Annotated in this window: 17 protein-coding genes; 4 read left to right on the top strand and 13 right to left on the bottom strand. The window is 71.7% G+C overall.

Going from position 1 to position 19035, the window contains the following annotated elements; genetic code table 11:
- Positions 1-19: 19 nt before the first annotated feature.
- Both hrpA and AC30CM_RS05570 read right to left on the bottom strand, forming a co-directional pair.
- Entirely contained in the window at positions 20-4009 is a 3990-nt protein-coding gene (gene hrpA, locus AC30CM_RS05575) for an ATP-dependent RNA helicase HrpA (protein WP_490115880.1), read from the bottom strand.
- An 8-nt stretch (positions 4010-4017) separates the two neighbouring features.
- Positions 4018-4425 (bottom strand): VOC family protein, encoded by a 408-nt coding sequence (locus tag AC30CM_RS05570; protein ID WP_490115829.1) that lies wholly within the window; start codon positions 4423-4425, stop codon positions 4018-4020.
- A gap of 65 nt (positions 4426-4490) precedes the next feature.
- Here AC30CM_RS05570 and AC30CM_RS05565 point away from each other — a divergent pair, with 65 nt between their 5' ends.
- A complete protein-coding gene (locus tag AC30CM_RS05565; protein ID WP_490115828.1) occupies positions 4491-5627 on the top strand; it encodes a hypothetical protein in 1137 nt (378 codons plus the stop codon).
- 15 nt (positions 5628-5642) lie between these two features.
- On the opposite strand, the gene AC30CM_RS05560 is transcribed toward AC30CM_RS05565, so the two are convergent.
- Complete coding sequence (locus tag AC30CM_RS05560) at positions 5643-6062, bottom strand: hypothetical protein (RefSeq protein ID WP_490115827.1); 420 nt, start codon at positions 6060-6062, stop codon at positions 5643-5645.
- Between the two features lie 196 nt (positions 6063-6258).
- On the opposite strand from AC30CM_RS05560, the gene AC30CM_RS05555 reads away from it, so the two are divergent.
- Positions 6259-6702 carry a Fur family transcriptional regulator gene (locus tag AC30CM_RS05555; protein WP_490115826.1) on the top strand — a complete coding sequence of 148 codons (444 nt, stop codon included), beginning with the start codon at positions 6259-6261 and terminating at the stop codon, positions 6700-6702.
- 52 nt (positions 6703-6754) lie between these two features.
- Complete coding sequence (gene katG / locus AC30CM_RS05550; protein WP_490115825.1) at positions 6755-8983, top strand: catalase/peroxidase HPI; 2229 nt, start codon at positions 6755-6757, stop codon at positions 8981-8983.
- Positions 8984-9053: 70 nt separating this feature from the next.
- Here katG and AC30CM_RS05545 read toward each other — a convergent pair whose 3' ends face one another.
- Entirely contained in the window at positions 9054-9524 is a 471-nt protein-coding gene (locus AC30CM_RS05545; protein WP_490115824.1) for an SRPBCC family protein, read from the bottom strand.
- 294 nt (positions 9525-9818) lie between these two features.
- Here AC30CM_RS05545 and AC30CM_RS05540 point away from each other — a divergent pair, with 294 nt between their 5' ends.
- On the top strand, positions 9819-11207 hold the full coding sequence (locus tag AC30CM_RS05540; RefSeq protein ID WP_490115879.1) for a protein adenylyltransferase SelO: 1389 nt from the start codon (positions 9819-9821) through the stop codon (positions 11205-11207).
- A 9-nt stretch (positions 11208-11216) separates the two neighbouring features.
- Here the strand turns inward: AC30CM_RS05540 and AC30CM_RS05535 are convergent, their stop codons facing one another.
- The 9 genes from AC30CM_RS05535 to AC30CM_RS05495 form a co-directional block, all read right to left on the bottom strand.
- Complete coding sequence (locus AC30CM_RS05535) at positions 11217-12464, bottom strand: DUF7373 family lipoprotein (RefSeq protein WP_490115823.1); 1248 nt, start codon at positions 12462-12464, stop codon at positions 11217-11219.
- A gap of 85 nt (positions 12465-12549) precedes the next feature.
- Positions 12550-13467, bottom strand: coding sequence for a M56 family metallopeptidase (locus AC30CM_RS05530; protein ID WP_490115822.1), 918 nt, complete (start codon positions 13465-13467; stop codon positions 12550-12552).
- The gene (locus AC30CM_RS05525; protein WP_490115878.1) at positions 13467-13844 is read right to left on the bottom strand and encodes a BlaI/MecI/CopY family transcriptional regulator; all 378 of its coding nucleotides are present in this window, start codon (positions 13842-13844) and stop codon (positions 13467-13469) included. Before AC30CM_RS05525 ends, AC30CM_RS05530 begins: the two co-directional genes overlap by 1 nt.
- 8 nt (positions 13845-13852) lie before the next feature.
- Positions 13853-15073 (bottom strand): L,D-transpeptidase, encoded by a 1221-nt coding sequence (locus AC30CM_RS05520; RefSeq protein ID WP_490115877.1) that lies wholly within the window; start codon positions 15071-15073, stop codon positions 13853-13855.
- Between the two features lie 96 nt (positions 15074-15169).
- Complete coding sequence (locus tag AC30CM_RS05515) at positions 15170-15823, bottom strand: DUF305 domain-containing protein (protein WP_490115821.1); 654 nt, start codon at positions 15821-15823, stop codon at positions 15170-15172.
- Complete coding sequence (locus AC30CM_RS05510) at positions 15820-16473, bottom strand: thioredoxin-like domain-containing protein (protein WP_490115820.1); 654 nt, start codon at positions 16471-16473, stop codon at positions 15820-15822. The genes AC30CM_RS05515 and AC30CM_RS05510 overlap by 4 nt, the downstream gene beginning before the upstream one ends.
- A 47-nt stretch (positions 16474-16520) precedes the next feature.
- Positions 16521-17024 (bottom strand): hypothetical protein, encoded by a 504-nt coding sequence (locus tag AC30CM_RS05505; RefSeq protein WP_490115819.1) that lies wholly within the window; start codon positions 17022-17024, stop codon positions 16521-16523.
- Positions 17024-18175, bottom strand: coding sequence for a zinc-binding dehydrogenase (locus tag AC30CM_RS05500; protein WP_490115818.1), 1152 nt, complete (start codon positions 18173-18175; stop codon positions 17024-17026). The genes AC30CM_RS05505 and AC30CM_RS05500 overlap by 1 nt, the downstream gene beginning before the upstream one ends.
- Positions 18176-18228: 53 nt before the next feature.
- A complete protein-coding gene (locus AC30CM_RS05495) occupies positions 18229-18957 on the bottom strand; it encodes a cutinase family protein (protein ID WP_490115817.1) in 729 nt (242 codons plus the stop codon).
- Positions 18958-19035 lie beyond the last annotated feature (78 nt).

Genomic DNA, 19035 nt, shown 5'->3' with positions numbered 1-19035 from the left:
CGGTGTCATGTCACGACGTTCAGCCGATGGCGTCGATGGCCTTGAAGATCCGTTGCTCGCTGACGGGTCGGGGCGTGCCCAACTGCTGCGCCCACAGGCTCACGCGGAACTCCTCGATCTGCCGCGCGACGTCGCGCACGTCGGCCTCCTGCTCCCGGCCGGGAGGGAGCGCCGCCAGCAACTGGTCGTACTCGGCCTGCACCCGCGCCACCCGGGCCATCCGCTCGGAATCGGCTGCCACGCCGTGGGGCAACCGTTCGAGCCGACGGGCGATGGCGGTCAGGTAGCGCGTCAGGCTCGGCAACCGAGCGGCGCCCGTCGCGGTGACGAAACCGGCGGGCAGCAGCCGGTCCAGTTGCGTCCGGACGTCGGCCACCGCGGCCGCCTGCGCCGCGGGTACCGGGTCCGGAATCGCCACGCGCGCCTCGTGCGCGGCGGCCAGCACGGTGGCAACCCGCTTGACGAGGTCCAGCGTCGTCGGTACCAAGGCACCCGCCACCTTGGCGCGTGCCGCCTGGTATTCGCCGCGGGTCCACACCGGCGCCGCCAGCATCGCGTCGACGGCGGCGTCGGCGCAGTCCTCGGCCAACGCCGGCAGCGAACCGTCGGGATTCACCCCGACCAGCAGGCGGGTGCGCGGGTCCAGGGCGCGTTCCACGGCCTTGGCCGGCGACGGCACGTCCAGCCGCAGGAGCCTGCGAACGCCCGCGGGCATGTGCGCGCGCTGCTCGGCCGCCGAGGCGAACACCTCCAGGGCGACGCTCGACCCGTGGTCCACCAGCGCCGGGTATCCGCGCACGGCGTGTCCGGCGTGGGTGTTCTCGACCGACCGTGGAATCTCGTCGAGATCTTCTGGCCACGAACGCAATCCGGTGCGGGCCAGGCCGCCGGCGACGGCGTCGGCGACCGCCCGCTGCATGGGCACGGCCAGGTCCTGCTGCAAGCGCTCGAGGTCCTTGCCGCGCGCCACCTCGGCGCCGTCGGCGCCCTGGACGGCGAAGGTGACGCGCAGGTGCGGGGGCAACTTGTCCAGGTCGAAGGCGTCCAGCGGTACCACCACGCCGCTGCGCCTGCGCAGTTCCCGCTGCAGGGCCACCAGCAGCGGTTCGTCGCCGGGTGCGAGATCCGGCAGGACGGCGCGCGCGGTGTCGGGAACCGGAACGAAGTTGCGGCGCAGCTCCTTCGGCAGTGACTTCAGCAGCGCGGTCACCAGCTCCTCGCGCAAGGCCGGCACGTGCCAAGCGAACTCGTCGCCACCGAGCCGAGCCAGGACCTCGACGGGGACGTGCACGGTGATGCCGTCGTCCTCGGCTCCCGGTTCGAAGCGGTAGGTCAGCGGCAGCGACAGGTCGCCGCTGCGCCACGCATCGGGCTGATCCTGCTCGCCGTCAGCGCGCAGCAGGTCTGCACGCGTGAACGTCAGCAGTTCCGGGGTGCGGTGCCGCTGCTTCTTCCACCACGCATCGAAGTGCTTGGCAGACACGACGTCTGCCGGCACCCGGGAGTCATACCAGGCGTAGATCTCGTCATCGCCCACCAGCAGGTCGCGGCGCCGGGCCCGCTCCTCGACCTCGGCGAGTTCGGCGAGCAGCCGGGCGTTGTCACGGAAGAAGTGGTGCCGTGTCTGCCAGTCGCCCTCCACGAGGGCATGCCGGATGAACAGCTCGCGGCACAGCACGGGGTCGACCTGCGCGTAGCCGATCCGCCTGCGCGGCACCAACGGCAGACCGTAGAGCGTGACGCGTTCGAACGCCATGACCGCACCCCGCTGGGCATCCCAGTGCGGCTCACTGTAGCTGCGCTGCAACAGGTCTCCGGCGACGCGCTCGACGGTGTCCGGCTCGATGCGGGCCGCCACCCGGCCGAACAATCGGCTGGTCTCCACCAGGTCGGCGACCACGACCCAGCGCGGCGGCTTGCGCGACAGCACCGATCCCGGCGCCAGCACGAACCGCGAGTTGCGTGCCCCCTGATACTCCGCCCGGCCACCACGGGGCCGCTCCTTGCCGTCGCCTTCCCGCAGCCCGACGTGGGACAGCAGCCCGGACACCAGCGCGGCGTGCACCCGCGCGGGATCCGCCGGCTCGTCCTGCTCGCGGATGCCGAGATCCCGTGCGATGCTTCGTAGTTGACCGGTGAGGTCCTGCCATTCGCGGATGCGCAGGTAGTGCAGGAACTCCTCGCGGCACATCCTGCGGAACGAGCTGCCCGAGCGCTCGGTGCGCTGCTCGGAGACGTAGCGCCACAGGTTGAGGAACGACACGAAGTCGGAGTGTTCGTCGGCGAAGCGGGCGTGCTTCTGCTTGGCCGCCTCCTCACGGTCGGTCGGCCGTTCCCGCGGATCGGGGATCGACAGGGCGGCTGCGAGCACGAGCACCTCGCGGACGCATCCCTCGACGTCGGCCTGCAGGATCATCCGGCCGATGCGGGGATCCAGCGGCAGGCGCGCCAACCGGCGACCGACGTCGGTGATGGCGGCCTCGCGGTCGAAGGCGCCCAGTTCCTGCAGCAGGGCCACGCCGTCGCGGACGCTGCGGGCATCCGGCGGATCCAGGAACCCGAACGCCTCCACGTCGCCGAGTCCCAATGCGGCCATCTGCAGGATGACCGCCGCCAGGTTGGTCCGCAGGATCTCCGGATCGGTGTAGCGGGGCCGAGATGCGAAGTCCTGCTCGGAGTAGAGGCGGATGCACACACCGGGCGCGGTGCGGCCCGAGCGGCCCGCGCGTTGCGCCGCCGAGGCCTGGGAGATGGGCTCGATGGGCAGCCGCTGCACCTTGGTGCGGCGGCTGAACCGCGAGATGCGGGCGGTTCCCGGGTCGACGACGTAGCGGATGCCGGGCACCGTCAACGACGTCTCGGCGACGTTGGTGGCGAGCACCACCCGCCGGTTGGCGTGGGGTGTGAACACCTTCTGCTGCTCGGCGGTGGGCAGACGCGCGTACAGCGGCAGCACCTCGGTGGGGAACACGTCGCCGGAGAGGGCGTCGCGCAACGCCTCCGCGGTGTCGCGGATCTCGCGCTCCCCGGACAGGAACACCAGCACGTCACCCGGCGGCTCGGCCTCGAGTTCGCGTACGGCGTCGACGATGGCCTCGGTGACGTCGCGCACCTCACCGTTCGTCACGCCGGTGTCGTCGTCCGGGTCGTCCGGATCGGTGCCGACCCCGCCGTCGGGGTCCGCGACCGGGACCTCGAGCGGGCGATACCGGATCTCCACGGGGTAGGTGCGGCCCGACACCTCGACGATGGGCGCAGGCCGCCCGTCGTGGGCGAAGTGCGCCGCGAAGCGTTCGGGCTCGATGGTCGCCGAGGTCACGATGACCTTGAGATCCGGGCGGCGGGGCAGCAGTTCCCGGAGGTAGCCGAGCAGGAAGTCGACGTTGAGGCTGCGTTCGTGCGCCTCGTCGAGGATCAGCGTGTCGTAGGCCAGCAGCCGACGGTCGCGCTGGATCTCGGCGAGCAGGATGCCGTCGGTCATCAGCTTGACCAGGGTGCGGTCGCTCGCCTGGTCGGTGAACCGCACGGTGTAGCCGACGACGTCGCCGAGTTCACTGCCCAGTTCGTCGGCGACGCGCTGGGCGACCGTGCGGGCCGCCAGTCGGCGGGGCTGGGTGTGGCCGATCGTGCCGCGCACGCCGCGGCCGAGGTCCAGACAGATCTTGGGCAGCTGGGTGGTCTTGCCCGAACCGGTCTCGCCGGCGACCACCACCACCTGGTGGTCGCGGACGGCGGCGGCGATGTCGTCGCGGCGCTCGCTCACCGGCAGGTCGGGGTAGGTGATCTGCGGAACGGCGGCCGCGCGCGTGGCGACCAACGCCTCCGCGGTGACGAACTGACGCTCGAGCCGGTCGAGCTGTTCGGCGGTCACGTGGCGGGTCCGGCGCAGCGTACGGCCCAGCCGGGCGGCGTCGCGCAGCGTCAGCCCGTCGAGCCGACCGCGCAAAGCACGGACGTCGGGCCGGGCGTCGGGCCGGGCATCGGGCGGCGATTCGGACACTCGGGCCAGGATAGGCGTCAGGCCGGACCGACCGTCGTCAGGCAGAAGGGATGGCCCGCCGGGTCCACCAGCACGCGCCAGCGCGCGGGGTCGGCCTGGAATCCGTGTTCGCGGGCGCCCAGCTCCACGGCGCGCGCCACCGCGACGTCGAGATCGGCCACCGACACGTCGAGATGCATCTGCTGCGGCCGTCCGGGTTCGGGCCACGTGGGGGCCGCATGGTCGGGCACCCGCATCATCGCCAGGGTCTGCGCGCCGTCGGTGATCGCCACGATGCCGCCGTCGGGCGTCCGGAACAGCAGGCGCATGCCGAGCAGCGCGGCGTAGAAATCGGCCAGTGCGTCGGGATCGGGACAGTCGATGGAGGTCGCGCCGAGGCGACCGACGCCGGGTTCGTCGGGGCGTGCGTCTGGATGGGAGGCCACGCGTCCCACCTTCGCACGGCCAGCGGATTCTCACCTTCGCGGAGTCTTCGGCTTACATGGAGCCAATGAGGACGCGACTTCGAAGCCAACGGGCGGCCGTGATCCTCGGCGTCGGCCTGCTCCTTTCGGCATGCAGCACGTCGGCGCCGAACGTGCCGCTGGTCCCCACCGGCCCGCCCGGCGTGGCCGCACCCTCGACCACCGCTCCGGCGGCGTCCGATGGGCCGTTGGTGGCCTACCGCTCGGCCACCGAGATCGGCGTCGTCGACGGCACCGAGAAGGTCGCCAGCGCCAAGGGGACGTTCGCGCCGTCGGCGGACCCGCTGGTCACCGAGGACGGCAAGTACGTGTTCGCGATGGGCCGGGACGGGCTGGTGGTGCTGGACGTCGCCACCAAGAAGTCGCGCACCGTCGCCGTGCCGGCCGCGACGCCGCTGGGCACCGGCGGCGCCGCCACCGTCGTGTGGTGGGAGCAGCCGAATCGGCTGATGACCGCCGACCTGGCCGCCCAGGACGCCCGGCCGATGCTGCGGCAGCTGGTCGAGCTACCCGCCGTCGCCGAGGCGGGGCCCGCGGCGCTGCTCACCGCGCGCGGCGGCACGGCCATCCTGGCGCGCCCCGAGGGTACGTCGCAGGCCGGGGGGCAACCGGGGGGCGGACCCGAGACGTTGTACGCGGTGCGCGGCAACGGTCCACCCGCCCCGCTGGGCCAGGCCGACGCCCCGGTCGGCGCGGCGGTGCTGAGCCCGGACGGCAGCAGCCTGGCCTACGCGCTGTACCGCGCCACCAGCGACGTGTGCGGTGACGCCGCGGTCGTCTTCTCCGATGCCGCGGGCGCGCAGCAGACCTACGACGTCGCCCCCGCGGCGTCGGCGATCAGTTCGCGCGTGCTGCGTCTGTGGTGGCAGCAGGGTCAGCCGATGTCGCTGAGCCTGGCCACCTGGCAGTGCGACCCGCCGAGTTCGTACTCCCCCCTGGTGTGGCAGCTCGCCGGTGCCGGTTTGGTGTCGGCCGACCCGCGCACGGTCGCCCTGCAGTCCGAGCAGGTGGTGCCGGGGCAGCGCGCGCTGATCGTGCCGCAGGGCGGGCCTGCGCCCGGGCCGGGTGGCGAGGCCACCGGCACGCTGGTGGTCGAGGACAGCGGGCGGCGCCTGCCGGTGCAGGCCGGGGTCGACGCCATCGACGTCATCGCCGCACCCTAGGGACACCGAGGACGGCTAGGTCCCGCCAGCCAGCATCTGGTGCGCCGTGACGCGGCTGCGCTGCCAGAGCACCGCCGTGGCCGCGACCACCTCGACGACGGCGAGGACCGTGGCCAGAGCCATGGGGAAGGCCACGGGGACGGCCGTCGGCATGCCGGTGGGGCCATGGTGCAGTCCGGCGGCGTGCCGTCCGGCAGCCATGGGCAGGTGCAGCGCCACCATCGCGACGTTCATGCACGCGACGAGCACCCAGGCGCGGGTGGTGCCGCGGCGCCACAGGTCCCTGGCACAGGACAGACAGGCCCCGATCATGGCGACCGACACCGCGAGCATCCACGTGCTCTCCGCGTGTCCGAGCGAAAAGGCGTGCAGCACGGCCGAACTCGCGGCCAGCACGGCACACGCGCGGCGCCCCAGGGCGGCCCCGTTCGGCATCGGCGCCCTCCGTCTCGTCGATGAGGACCTGCGTCCGGGCCATTCTGGTGCACCGCGGTGGATTCGGCAGCCCGACCGCGATCCTGGGTCCGTCGCGGTCGCCGCCGGTCCTTGCATAGGGCAGTTGGGATGGTTTGCCCAAACGTTTTCCGACGTTTCCTTGAATTATTCAAGTCCAGGGGTCACACTCATGGGGATGTCAGACGCGATGGACTTCCGACGGATGCTGCAGGAGGCGAACCTGCGCATCACCCGTCCTCGGCTGGCCGTCCTCCAGGCCGTCAGCGAGAACGCGCACGCCGAGACCGACGCCATCATCCGCGCCTCCCGGCAGTACGCCGCCGACGTCTCCCACCAGACCGTCTACGACGCGCTCAACGCCCTCACCGCCGCCGGCCTCGTCCGCCGCATCCAGCCCAACGGCTCCCTGGCGCGCTACGAGACCCGTGTCGGCGACAACCACCACCACGTGGTGTGCCGGACCTGCGGCACCATCGCCGACGTCGACTGCGCCGTCGGCGACGCCCCCTGCCTGAGCGCCTCCGACGACCGCGGCTTCGTGATCGACGAGGCCGAAGTCATCTACTGGGGCCTGTGCCCCGACTGCATCGCCGACGCCACCACCGCTCGAAGTTCCTGATCACATCCCGTGATCGCAGCAGCCCCATCACCCAATTGATGAAAGGAATCTCGTGTCATCCGATACGTCCGATGCCCGTCCTCCCCACTCCGATTCCACGACCGCCAGCAACAGTGAGTCGGAGAACCCGATCATCGACGCGCCGCACCCCAAGGGGCATGCGCCGCTGACCAACCGCGACTGGTGGCCGGAGCAGGTCGACGTCTCCGTGCTGCACAAGCAGCCCGCCAAGGGCAACCCGCTCGGCGAGGACTTCGACTACCCCAAGGCGTTCGCCAAGCTCGACGTCGAGGCCCTGCGCAGCGACCTGCTCGAACTCATCACCACGTCGCAGGACTGGTGGCCCGCCGACTACGGCAGCTACGCCGGCCTGTTCATCCGGATGAGCTGGCACGCCGCGGGCACCTACCGCATCTACGACGGCCGCGGTGGCGGCGGCCAGGGCGCGCAGCGCTTCGCCCCGCTGAACAGCTGGCCCGACAACGCCAACCTGGACAAGGCCCGTCGCCTGCTGTGGCCGCTGAAGAAGAAGTACGGCAGCAAGATCTCGTGGGCCGACCTGCTGGTGTTCGCCGGCAACGTCGCCCTGGAGTCGGCCGGCTTCAAGACCTTCGGGTTCGGCTTCGGCCGCGAGGACATCTGGGAGCCCGAGGAGGTGCTCTACGGCCAGGAGGACACCTGGCTGGGCACCGACAAGCGCTACAACGGCACCAATGACGGCGACCGCGAACTCGGCGAGCCCTACGGCGCCACGACCATGGGCTTGATCTACGTCAATCCCGAAGGGCCGGAGGGCAAGCCGGATCCGCTGGCCGCCGCGCACGACATCCGCGAGACGTTCGGCCGGATGGCGATGAACGACGAGGAGACCGCCGCGCTCATCGTCGGTGGCCACACGCTCGGCAAGACCCACGGCGCCGCCGACGTCAACGTGGGCCCCGAGCCCGAGGGTGCGCCCATCGAGCAGCAGGGTCTGGGCTGGAAGTGCCCGTTCGGTTCCGGCAACGCCAACGACACGGTGACCAGCGGCCTGGAGGTCGTCTGGACCGCGACGCCCACGCAGTGGAGCAACGGCTACCTGGAGATCCTGTACGGCAACGAGTGGGAGCTGACCAAGAGCCCCGCCGGCGCTTGGCAATTCGAGGCCAAGGACGCCGAGGCCACCATCCCCGATCCGTTCGGCGGCCCGCCGCGCAAGCCCACGATGCTGGTCACCGACGTCTCGATGCGGGTCGACCCGATCTACGGCGAGATCACACGGCGCTGGCTGGATCACCCCGAGGAGATGAACGACGCGTTCGCCCGGGCCTGGTACAAGCTGCTGCACCGCGACATGGGTCCGGTCAGCCGCTACCTCGGCCCCTGGGTGGCCGAGCCGCAGCTGTGGCAGGACCCGGTCCCGCCGGTCGAGGGTGAGCTGATCTCCGACGCCGACGTGGCGGCGCTGAAGGCCAAGGTCCTCGAGTCCGGTCTCTCGGTGCAGCAGCTCGTCAAGACCGCCTGGGCCTCGGCGTCGAGCTTCCGCGGCACGGACAAGCGTGGCGGCGCCAACGGTGCCCGGTTGCGCCTGGAGCCGCAGAAGAACTGGGAGGCCAACGAGCCCGCGGAGCTGGCGAAGGTGCTGCCCGTCCTGGAGAAGATCCAGCAGGAGTCCGGCACGAACGTCTCGCTGGCCGACCTGATCATCATCGCGGGCAACGCCGCCATCGAGAAGGCGGCCAAGGACGGCGGCTTCGACGTCACCGTGCCGTTCCACCCGGGCCGCACCGACGCCACGCAGGAGAACACCGACGTCGAGTCGTTCGCGGTGCTCGAACCGCAGGCCGACGGCTTCCGCAACTACGTCCGTGCCGGCGAGAAGTCGCCGCTGGAGCAGCTGCTGGTCGAGAAGGCCTACCTGCTCGACCTCACCGCGCCGGAACTGACGGTGCTGGTGGGTGGCCTGCGCGCACTCGGCGCCAACCATGGCGGGAGCAAGCACGGCGTGTTCACCGAGCGGCCGGGTGTGCTGTCCAACGACTTCTTCGTCAACCTGCTCGACATGAGCACGCAGTGGAAGTCGGCGGAGACGGGCGAGAACGTCTACGAGGGCGTCGACCGCGCCACCGGCCAGAAGCGTTGGACCGCAACGGCCAACGACCTCGTGTTCGGGTCGAACTCGGTGCTGCGCGCCGTCGCCGAGGTGTACGCCGAGGACGACAACCAGCGCAAGTTCGTCGACGACTTCGTCGCAGCCTGGGTCAAGGTGACCGAGGCGGACCGGTTCGATCTGAAGAAGTAACCGCCGTCGAACACGCGGCGCCCGTGGACCCCTCGGTCCGCGGGCGCCGTCGTGTCCGGGCGGGCCGCGATCAGTCCTCCGGTGACCTGCGTTCGGCGAGCGCGGCCAGCCGCCAGGTGCATTCGCGGTTGCGCGGCAGCGCCGCGGCCAGGGCCACGCGGTCGGGCAGCCAGCTCATCGGCGGGCTCACCGGCACCTCCGCCATCTCGATGCGGCACCCGGTGTCGGTGTCGAAGAGTCGCAACGTGATCCGGGCCTTCCCGAGGGGTCGGCCGTTGGCGATCAGGACCAGCCGCTCCAGCGGCACGCACTCGTCCACCACGGTGCTGTCGTCCAGCAGCAACGGCCACACCCCGACGGAATGCCGGATGGTGCTTCCCGGTTGGGGCCAGTGCGGATCCACGGCGCGCATCCTGCTGTTGCCGACGACCCACTGCGAGTAGGTCCAACCGTCGGCCATCACCTCCCACACCCGCGACCGTGGCGCCGTGGTCTCTCTCGTCACCACCAGGCCACTCGTGGCTTCGTCCGGTTCTGCCACCGTCGTGCTCCCTTCCTCGATCGGCCACCGGCCGTGCCCGTGCGATGGACCGTCGGCTACCCGCTCGGCGGGCTGCCAAACGGGTCTTCACGCCAGCGCCGACGGCCGGCGGGATGGCGAATCACGTTGGGCGATAATGCTTGCAGTCGACAACACCGTCCAACGAAGGCCCACCCGATGGTGGACCCTCCGCTCGTCGGCCCCGCACGTCGTCGCCTGAGTACGCTCGAAGGGGTGAGCACTCCCGCCGACACCCTGGTCCTGGACCACCTCTTCGCGCGTGAGCTGCCGGAGATGGCCGTCGAGTGGCAGGCGTTCGAGGCGCCGGCACCGCGACTGCTGCTGCTCAACGACGCACTGGCCGCCGAGCTCGGCCTGGACGCATCGTGGTTGCGGACGCCCGACGGCGTGCGCTTCCTGGTGGGCAACGCCGTTCCCGACGGGGCCCGTCCCGTCGCGCAGGCCTACGCCGGACACCAGTTCGGCGGGCTGGTGCCACGGCTCGGCGACGGCCGGGCCCTGCTGCTCGGCGAGGTTCGGACCCCCGACGGGCTGCGCGACCTGCACCTCAAGGGTTCGGGCGCCACGCCGTTCGCCCGCGGCGGTGACGGGCTGGCGGCGGTGGGTCCGATGCTGCGCGAATACGTGATCGGCGAGGCCATGCACGCGCTCGGCGTCCCGACCACGCGTGCGCTCGCGGTCTGCGCCACCGGCCGGGACGTCTACCGGGAGACCCCGCTGCCCGGCGCCGTGCTGACGCGGGTGGCCGGCAGCCACCTGCGCGTCGGCAGCTTCGTGTACGCGGCGCTGACCCGGGACGCCGGCCTGTTGCGGCGACTCGCCGATCACGCGATCGCCCGGCATCACCCGGCGGTCGCCGACGCGCCCCGCCCCTACCTGGCCCTGTTCGAGTCCGTCGCCGCCGTCCAGGCCGAGCTGGTCGCCCGGTGGATGTCCGTCGGGTTCATCCATGGCGTGATGAACACCGACAACATGACGATCTCCGGCGAGAGCATCGACTACGGGCCGTGCGCATTCATGGAGGCATTCGACCTCGCGACCGTCTTCAGCTCGATCGACCACGCCGGGCGGTACGCCTACGGCAACCAGCCCGCGATCGCGGCGTGGAACCTGGCGCGGTTCGCCGAGACGCTACTGCCCCTCATCGACGACGACCCGGACACCGCGATCGAGTTGGCCACCGCATCGCTGCAGGGCTTCGCGCCGCGCTACGACGAGGCGTGGAACACCCGCCTGCGGGCCAAGCTCGGCATCACCGGGGCCGCCGGGGCCGATGCGGTGGTCACCGACGTCCTCGAGCTGATGGCCGCCAACCGCGTCGACTTCACGTCGTTCTTCCGGTTCCTCGGCGCCGCCGCGAACGGTGCTGCCGAACCGGTGCGGGGGCTGTTCGCCGACCTCGCCGGGTTCGACGCCTGGTTGACGCGGTGGCGTGCGTTGGGTCCCGACGCCGCGGCGATGCAGCGCGTCAACCCCATCTACGTCCCACGCAACCACCTCGTCGAAGAGGCGTTGGCGGCGGCCACGGCGGGCGACGTCGGCCCCGTGCAGCGGTTGGTGGAGGTGACGACTGCGCCGTTCGACGAGCGGCCCGGGCTGGGCCGCTACGCCGAGCCCGCCCCGGACGACTTCGTGAACTACCGGACGTTCTGCGGCACGTGAGGGTGCGGGTCAGCGCGCCGTGAGCGTGACGTACTGCGCCGCGACCTGCTGGTGCACCGTGGGCAGATCGGCACCCTGCACCTCGATGGCGTACCGCGCGGCGGGGGCCACGCAGTAGAAGCCGCTCGGGAAGGTGAGGCAGCGGCTGGCGGGCAACCCCGGCACCGGGTCGGCGGGCGTGACGCCCTGCGTGTCGACCTCCACCCCGAAGGCGTCGGCAACCCGCGCGGCCGCCGCCTCGTCACGGGCCTGGTAGACGTTGGTGGCGGCCATCGCGACGGCATCGACCCCGTTGTCCTTGAACAGGTCCGACGACCCGGACGGGTTGCTCTGGAAGTGCAGGGCACCGGCGCGGCCGTAGACGGCGTTCTTCGTCGCCGCGGTGTCCTCGCCTCCCGGGAGGGTGCGGGCGAGCAGACCCGTCGGATCCACGGGGACCCCGGCCAGCGCGTCCGCGGGTGCCGGGGCGAACCCGTCGATGCGGGGCAGTTGCGCGTCGATGGCCTTGGCGGCCAGCCCCTTCGCTCCGTCGACTCCCTCGGCCGACTGCGCCACCTGCATGGTGACGTACGGCCCGTGCGGCGTGAAGGCCCGCACGGCGGCCCAGGGCACCGGGGCGCCGGACGGCGTGAACGGGTAGGTCGTGGCGAGGGTGTCGGCGTGCGCGGGGATGTCGGTGGGCAGTGGCGTCTCCCCTTGGATGCGCACCTGCGTGGCGGCGATGTTCATGTCCGCGGCGGCGGCCTTGGCGGCCTCGGGGTCCGGGAAGCGCAGCACGGCGTTGACGAGGACGGACTTGCCCTCCGCCTGGCGCGCCGAGGCGAAGCCGTTCACCATGCGGTGGCGCCCGGCGGCCTCCGACAGCTGGGTGGGCCCCAATTGCTCGAGTCCTCCGGCGTTGCCGAGTAGGAACGTGGTGGACAGGTAGGGGCTGGTGATGGCCTCGTCGACCTCCCACGGACCCACCACGTAGTCGGCGAGGTGCTGGGCGTCGACGACGGCACCTCGTTCGGGGGACCCCGCGGTGCCCAGCGGCGGCCGCGGCTGCGTGGGGAACCGACCGGGGTCCAGTGCACTGGGGCTCACGATCGCCGGCGGCGGCGTGGTGGTCGTGGTGGTGTCACTGGTGGTCGCGGTGGCGCCGCTGCTCTGCTCGGCGTTCGGCTTCTGGCCGCCCGCGCAGCCGGTCAGCACCACCGCGCACGACATCACTACTGCGCTCGACGCCACTGCCGCGAGCCTCAGACCGTTGCGCACTCGCGACTCCCCTCGTTGCTCTCGAGACTACGGTTGCTGACACGACACGCCAGGGAACCGTCATCGTGCGGAGTGTCGGCGGCCCTCACCAATAGCACAGCCACGCAAGCACACCCGGCAGGCACACGAACAGCACCAGCGTGGCGGTCAGCGAGACCCGTTGCCGGAGGAGTGCCGCGGCCCCGTCCGGCCGGGCGAGCCGCGCCGCGCGCCGCGCCACGGCGACGTCCCCGACCCCCAGGGCACCTCCGGGGGCCCTCGGCTGACCCGCCAGCGCCACCAGCCCGTCCAGCAGGACCTCCCGGCCACACCTGCGCACGGCGACGTCGTCGGCCCACAGCTCCAGCAGGGGTTCCACGGCGGCCGGGGCGGCACGGAACAGCGGCAACCGTGGCAGCGCTGCGGCCAACGCACGCAGCACCATCAGCAGCTGCGGGTGCCGCTGCGCGAGGTGGGCCCGTTCGTGCGCGACGACGGCGTCGAGTTGTGCGGGAGGCAGCGCGTCGACCGCGGCCGTCGTCACCACGATGGCGTCCGGCTGACCCGCGACGCAGTACGCCGCGGCACGCGCGGCGGGCATCACCACGACTCCGGGATGGCGGTTCGGGCTTCCCAATATCCTTGCAGCGCTGGCATGTTCGTTGCTGCGCAACCAGAACTCACGCAGCGTGCGCTGCAGCCGGCGCGCCACGACCGCCGACGCCGCCACCCCGGTGGCCACCAGCACGGCCAGGATCACGTCACCACCCCAGCCGAGGTGGTGCACGGCCAGCAGCAGGTCCACGCACAGCCGTGCCGCCGCGGCCGAACCGTGCGCCTCGAACAGTTCGGCGGCCATGCCGGCGCCGGCACCCAGCCACGCCGCGACGGCCAGCCCGATCGCGCTCAGCCACACCCCGACCGACAACCGCGGGCTGATGCCGCGGCCCGTCACCCGCGTCAGCACCGTGGGCACCGCGAACGTCAGCACTGCCGCGTACGCCAGTAGGCAGGTCGCGGTCATCACGGACCCGACCGCCGGCGCTCCGTCTTGCGCAGCGCGGCCCGCAGCCGCGCCGACTCCTCCGGGCTCATCTGGTCGAGGAAGAACGTCAACACCAGATCGGCGTCGCCACCGGCCTGGAACGCGTCCCGCATCAGGTTCGCGGAGCGTTCCTCGCGCGTCATCGTCGCCCAGTAGCGGTAGGCCTTGCCGTCGCGCTCGCGGTCCAGCCACCCCTTGTGGAACAGGTTGTCCATCGTGGACATCACCGTGGTGTAGGCGATCTCGCGCATCGCCGACAGCTCGCCGAACACGTCGCGCACCGTCACCTGGTCCCCGGCCTCCCACACGCGCTCCATGACCACCGCCTCCAGGTCGCCGAAGCCCCGCTGCTGCATGGGGCGCGTCACCCTCGTCCGGACACCGCGCTGCCGGCCAGCCACGTCTCCCACGGCACGCTCCAATCGCCGTTCTGCCACTGCTCGAGCGGCTTGCCGCCGGTGTTGCGCACCTCGACGACGTCACCGGGCTGGGACAGCTCGAAGAACCACTTGGCGTTCTCGGCGTTGAGGTTCAGGCATCCCGCGGACACGTTGGTGTTGCCCTGGGCCCAGCGGGTGTCCTCGAGCTGGTGCAGGTAGATCCCGTCGGGGCTGATGCGCGTGGCGTACGGCACGGTGAGCCGGTACCCGGAGCCCGCGCCCACCGGCACCCCGTACGTCGACGAGTCCATGATCACGGGGTTGGCCTTCTCCATCACGGTGTAGACCCCGGGCTGCGTCCAGTACGACACCGTCTTGCCGCCGTGCACCTCGGTGCCGCCCCGCCCCATCGAGGTGGGCATGGTGCGCACCAGTCGACCGTCGACGTACACGCTGACCTGCTTGGTCACGTCGTCGGCGATCGAGACGTGCGAGGGCCCGATCCGGAAGCTGGTGCTGCGGTCCTGCGCGCCGTAGACACCGGAGCCCAGGTCGGTGCCGTAGACGTTGGCCCGCATCGTCACCGCGGTGCCCGCCGGGTAGTACTCGCGCGGGCGCCAGTGCGCCTTGCGATCGTCGATCCACGTCCACGCACCCTCGACCGGCGGATCGGTGGTGACCACCAGGTGATTCTGCGCGGCTGCGCGATCGGTGACGGGGCGGTCGAACTGCGCCACGATCACGGTGCCGACGCCGTAGGTGCCGCCCTCGACCAACGACGTGCCCAGCGTCGTGTTGAACGAGACGTCCGCCTGGTTCTGCGGGGTGACGGTGGTGAAGTCGGTGGTGCGCGTGACCGTGGTGGAGTTGGTGCCGCGCCCGGTGACCGCCAGCGTGTAGCTGCGTCCGTAGCCGAGGGGTTCGGCCGGCTTCCACGCGGTGCGGTCGGCGCTGAGTTGCCCGGCCACCACGCGACCCTGTTCGTTGGTCATGCGGACGTCGGTGAGCGTGCCGGCCGTCGCGGTGACGGCGACCTCGCCGACCGGGGCGACGTTCGTGGCACCCGGACGCGGCGTGATCTGCAGCGCCGGCGGCAACAGGGGCGGCAACGCGACGCCGTGCTTGGTGGTCGCGGCGTCGTCGGTCGGCGCCGAGCCGCTCTGCAACACCGCGACGAGCACGCCGATCACGAGGATGGCGAACATCCCGAGCAGGCGCTGCCGGTGATGCGTGGTCACGGTGGGTCTCCAGGGTCGAACGATCTACGTACCCACATAGTAGATGGCGGGAACGCGCGGCACTCAGTTCATCGGGAGCACGGGAGCGTTGCGATCCGCCAACAACCGTGTCATCAAGGCACTTTCCGACGTCTGGGTCGCGAGCATCTGCGCGGCCAGGTCGCGTACGTACCCGGCCTCGGCATCGCGTTCGGCGGCCTCCAGCATGCCGACACCACCCTGATGATGGCGCAGCATCAACTGCAGGAAGAGCACGTCCTTGGCCGTCGGCTCCGCCTGCCGCAACCGGGCCAGTTCCGCGGAGGTGGCCATCCCGGGCATCTTCGCCATGGCGTCCATCCCAGCCATCCCGTGCCCCTCGTGGGCACCTGGGGCATCTGGGCCCATCCACGCCATGTGGCCGCCCGTGGGTAGCAGCGGCCGGCCCCAGGCGGTCAGCCAGCCCTGCATCCGCCCGATCTGGTTCTGCTGGGTGGTGAGGATGTCGAACGCCAGGTTCTTGATGCGCTCGTCGGATCCGCCGGTCAGTTCGGTGGTCGCCATGTCGACGGCCTGCGCGTGGTGCACGGACATGTCCTGGGAGAAGCCGACGTCGACGGGGCCTGCCGTCGCGGTCGGTGCGTCGCCGCCGCGTGTGAGCAACGCGCCGAGCCCGACGCCCACGAGCAGCAGCACCGCCGCGCCGACGGCGGCCCAGACGCGTGCGGCGCGATTCACTTGACCGGCACCGCGTCGGGTCCCGGCGGGCTGGGATCGAACGGCGGCGGGTTGTCGACGTCGAAATACGGTGACGCGCAACTGGCTCCGGGCTCGGGGTAGGTGTTCTCGTTGAGTCGCAGCTTCTCGATGAACTCGACGAGCCGCGGGTCGGACGGGTCGGTGAGCGTGAGCTGGTGGCCCCAGGATTGCACCGACAGCGGGCTGTCGAGCCCCGGGTACGGCGACATCATGGTGTAGGGCTGCCCGTCGACGAGCATCGCGAGGCTCTCGATCTGGTTGGGCTGCAGCGCATTCGGGTCGTAGGTGATCCACACGGCGCCGTGCTCCAGCGAGTGCACGGCGTTCTCGTTGCGGATGGCCCGCGGATACACGATGCCCGTACAGGTCGCCCACACCGCGTCGTGTGCACCGCCGAACGGCGGTAGGTGGTCGTAGGCAACGCGCTGCTGGGCGTTGACGTGGTGGCCTGCGGGATAGTCCTCGCGCACGACGCCGGGAATGGACGACGAGGGGTCGGCGGCCGCGGTGTCCGGCGCCCGCTGCTCGCCACCGGACGAGCGATGTCCGAGCGTCACCCAGGCCACGCCGCCCGCCACCAGGACCACGACGACGGCGGCGGCGGCGATCAGCAGTCGGTTGCGTCCCACCGCTCCACCCTAACCGCGCCGGGACTCGTGCCTGGCGCGTGCGATGGTCACCACAGCACCCCGGTGGTCGCCGAGACGATGAAACCGTGCGCGCCGCCCTTGATCTCGCACTGCACGGCGCCGTCGTCGAGCACGGCGCAGCGAGTGGCACCGTTGGTGAGGCGGTGGCCAGGCGGCAGCACCTCGACGTCGCGGGTGAACCGCGGGCTCGTCTGCCGGTACACCGCGGGCCGGTCGTCCTCGATCACCGTCTGATCGGTGCCCGGGGGCGCGCCGGCAGGTACGAAGTCGCAGCCGACGACGCGGCCGATGGGGGCGATGCCGCACCCCTGCCCGGCGGGCGTGCGGAAGAACACCCAGCCGGCGTCGTCGTCGACGGTGTGGCGGCCGGGCCCCAGCGGGAACTTGTCGACGCCGTTGCCGCGGGGCGGCCCCGGCTGCGTGCTGGTCGACGTCGGCTCGGCCGTGGGTGCGGCGTCCTCGGAGCCGGCGCAGCCGGCCAGCAGCAGGAGCACCGCGACCGCCGGCACGGCGACGAGGCGCCGGCCCACTATCCCGCCCGGCGGGGATCGATCAGGATCTTGGCGTGCGCCTCGGGATCGCCCAGCGCGGTGAACGCGTCCGCGACGCCGTCGAGGCCGACCGTTCCCGTGACCAGGGGCGCCGCGTCGAGCTTGCCGTCGGCGAGCAGGTGCAGGGTGTCGCGGAACTCCAGCGGTGTGTACCCGAACGCGAACCGCAGGTCGAGTTCCTTGCTGATGGCCATGGCGGGACGCAACCGGTCCTCGCCCATGCACACCCCGACCACCGTGACGAGTGCCCCGAGCGGCGCCGCGGCGGCGATGCCGTCGAGCATGCCGGGAACACCGACGCACTCGAAGATCGCCGGGCGTTTGGGGCCCGCGGCCCCCAGCTTGTCGGCGATGCGGTAGAGGTGCTGCCATCCGGGAACGCGGCGCAGCTTCTCCATCGACGACATGCCCAACTCGTAGAGCGCGGGCGCCGACGTGATGACGCCCCGCCGCTTCTCGAACGTCGCATACGGCGAGTCCACCGCCGGGTCGACGACGACGTGTGCGCCGCAGCGTCGCGCCAGGTCCCGTCGCCCCGGCGAGAAGTCGCTGGCGACGATGGTGTCGACCCCCATGGCCTTGAGGTGGCAGATCACCGCCAGCCCCACGGGTCCGCACCCGATCACGATGGCGACGTCGCGCTTGCCCACCCCGCTGCGTCGCACCGCGTGCAGGGCGACGGCCATGGGTTCGGTGAGCGCGGCGACGTCGGCGGACAACCCGTTGGGAACGACGAAGCTCATCGACGCCTCGGCGAGCACCTGCTCGGCGTAGGCGCCGGGGGCGCGCGGCGAGAGGCCGGTGAGGTGCACGCCGCCGTCGGCGCGAAGCAGCGGGAAGGACACCACCAGGGTGCCCGGCGCGAACTCCTTGGGGACGCCGGCACCGCGGTCGGCGACCTCGCCGCAGAACTCGTGGCCCATCACCACGGGGGTGTCGCCCCGCATGAAGTCGTCGTAGTGCACCGCGGCCATCACCTCGGTGAGTTCGTCGGCGTGGTCCTTGGCGTGCAGGTCGGACCCGCAGATCCCGCAGCGCCGGACGTCGAGGACCAGCTGCCCGCGCGCGGGGCGCGGGTCGGGCAGGTCCACCACCGTGAGTTCTCCACGCGTACAGCTGACGGCCTTCACGTGGTCAGTATGCCCGGGCCGGGTCCGCGGGCGACGGGGTTACCGCTGCCGGGTCAGGGCGCCACGCCGGAGGCGAGTTGCGCCACGGCCGCCGGGGCCGAGTGCCCGCGGACGCGGTCGGCGGCGAAGGCCGCTGCCTGATCCGTCAGGCCGGCCTGCACGTAGAGGCTGTGCGCGGCGCGATCGTCGCCCGGCGAGCACACCGGGTCGGCGCCGTTGCACAGGTCGACGGCCTTGGCGCCGTAGAGCGGGCTCAGTTGCGGCAGCGGCTGACCGATCTTGTTGGACGGGTTGCCGAACACCGCGACGGCGGCGACGTGATCGGCGATTGGGTCGGGCATCGGAGCGGCGAAGCCGAACAGCGAGCCCGGGGGCGAGGTGATGGCATCGACCACCGCGGCGCCCTGCGAGTAGCCGCCGAGCACGATCGCGGTGTTGGGGCACGTCGCCGCGATGGACTGCACCCGCGCACTCGCGTCGGCGGCGCCCTCGGTGGCCTTCAGGAAGTCGTAGGACGCCGGGTAGTTCACGGCATAGACGTCGATCTTCTTGCCCGGCAGGTCGTTTCGCAGTGAGTCGACGAAACCCTGACCCACCCTTCCGACGCCGACGGGCTCCGCCGTGCCGCGTGCGAACACCACCTCCACGTCGGCGCACGAGTCGGCGGACGCGGGTGCGGCCTGCGCCAGGCCTGCGGCGCCCAGCACGCCACCTCCGACCAGGGCGAAGACGGCGGCGGCGACACGGCCGCCGGTGCGCATTGACTCGGTACGTCCCGACATGACCGTCTCCCCTACTGGCGTGGCCTGGATTGGCTTCTGATCTTGGCCAACCGCCGCACGGCCGCGCGCATTCCCGCG

This window comes from Mycobacterium sp. DHQP2018-32-09 (assembly GCF_058148405.1).
Note: the sequence above shows the minus strand (reverse complement) of the source record. Positions and strands in the feature narration are given on the sequence as shown.

Bases quoted from the DNA above. Each gene is read 5' to 3' on its own strand.
- AC30CM_RS05565 (WP_490115828.1), top strand. From the start codon at position 4,491: ATGAGGACGCGACTTCGAAGCCAACGGGCGGCCGTGATCCTCGGCGTC.
- AC30CM_RS05560 (WP_490115827.1), bottom strand. From the start codon at position 6,062: ATGCCGAACGGGGCCGCCCTGGGGCGCCGCGCGTGTGCCGTGCTGGCC.
- AC30CM_RS05555 (WP_490115826.1), top strand. From the start codon at position 6,259: ATGTCAGACGCGATGGACTTCCGACGGATGCTGCAGGAGGCGAACCTG.
- AC30CM_RS05540 (WP_490115879.1), top strand. From the start codon at position 9,819: ATGGCCGTCGAGTGGCAGGCGTTCGAGGCGCCGGCACCGCGACTGCTG.
- AC30CM_RS05530 (WP_490115822.1), bottom strand. From the start codon at position 13,467: ATGACCGCGACCTGCCTACTGGCGTACGCGGCAGTGCTGACGTTCGCG.
- AC30CM_RS05525 (WP_490115878.1), bottom strand. From the start codon at position 13,844: ATGCAGCAGCGGGGCTTCGGCGACCTGGAGGCGGTGGTCATGGAGCGC.
- AC30CM_RS05520 (WP_490115877.1), bottom strand. From the start codon at position 15,073: ATGTTCGCCATCCTCGTGATCGGCGTGCTCGTCGCGGTGTTGCAGAGC.
- AC30CM_RS05495 (WP_490115817.1), bottom strand. From the start codon at position 18,957: ATGTCGGGACGTACCGAGTCAATGCGCACCGGCGGCCGTGTCGCCGCC.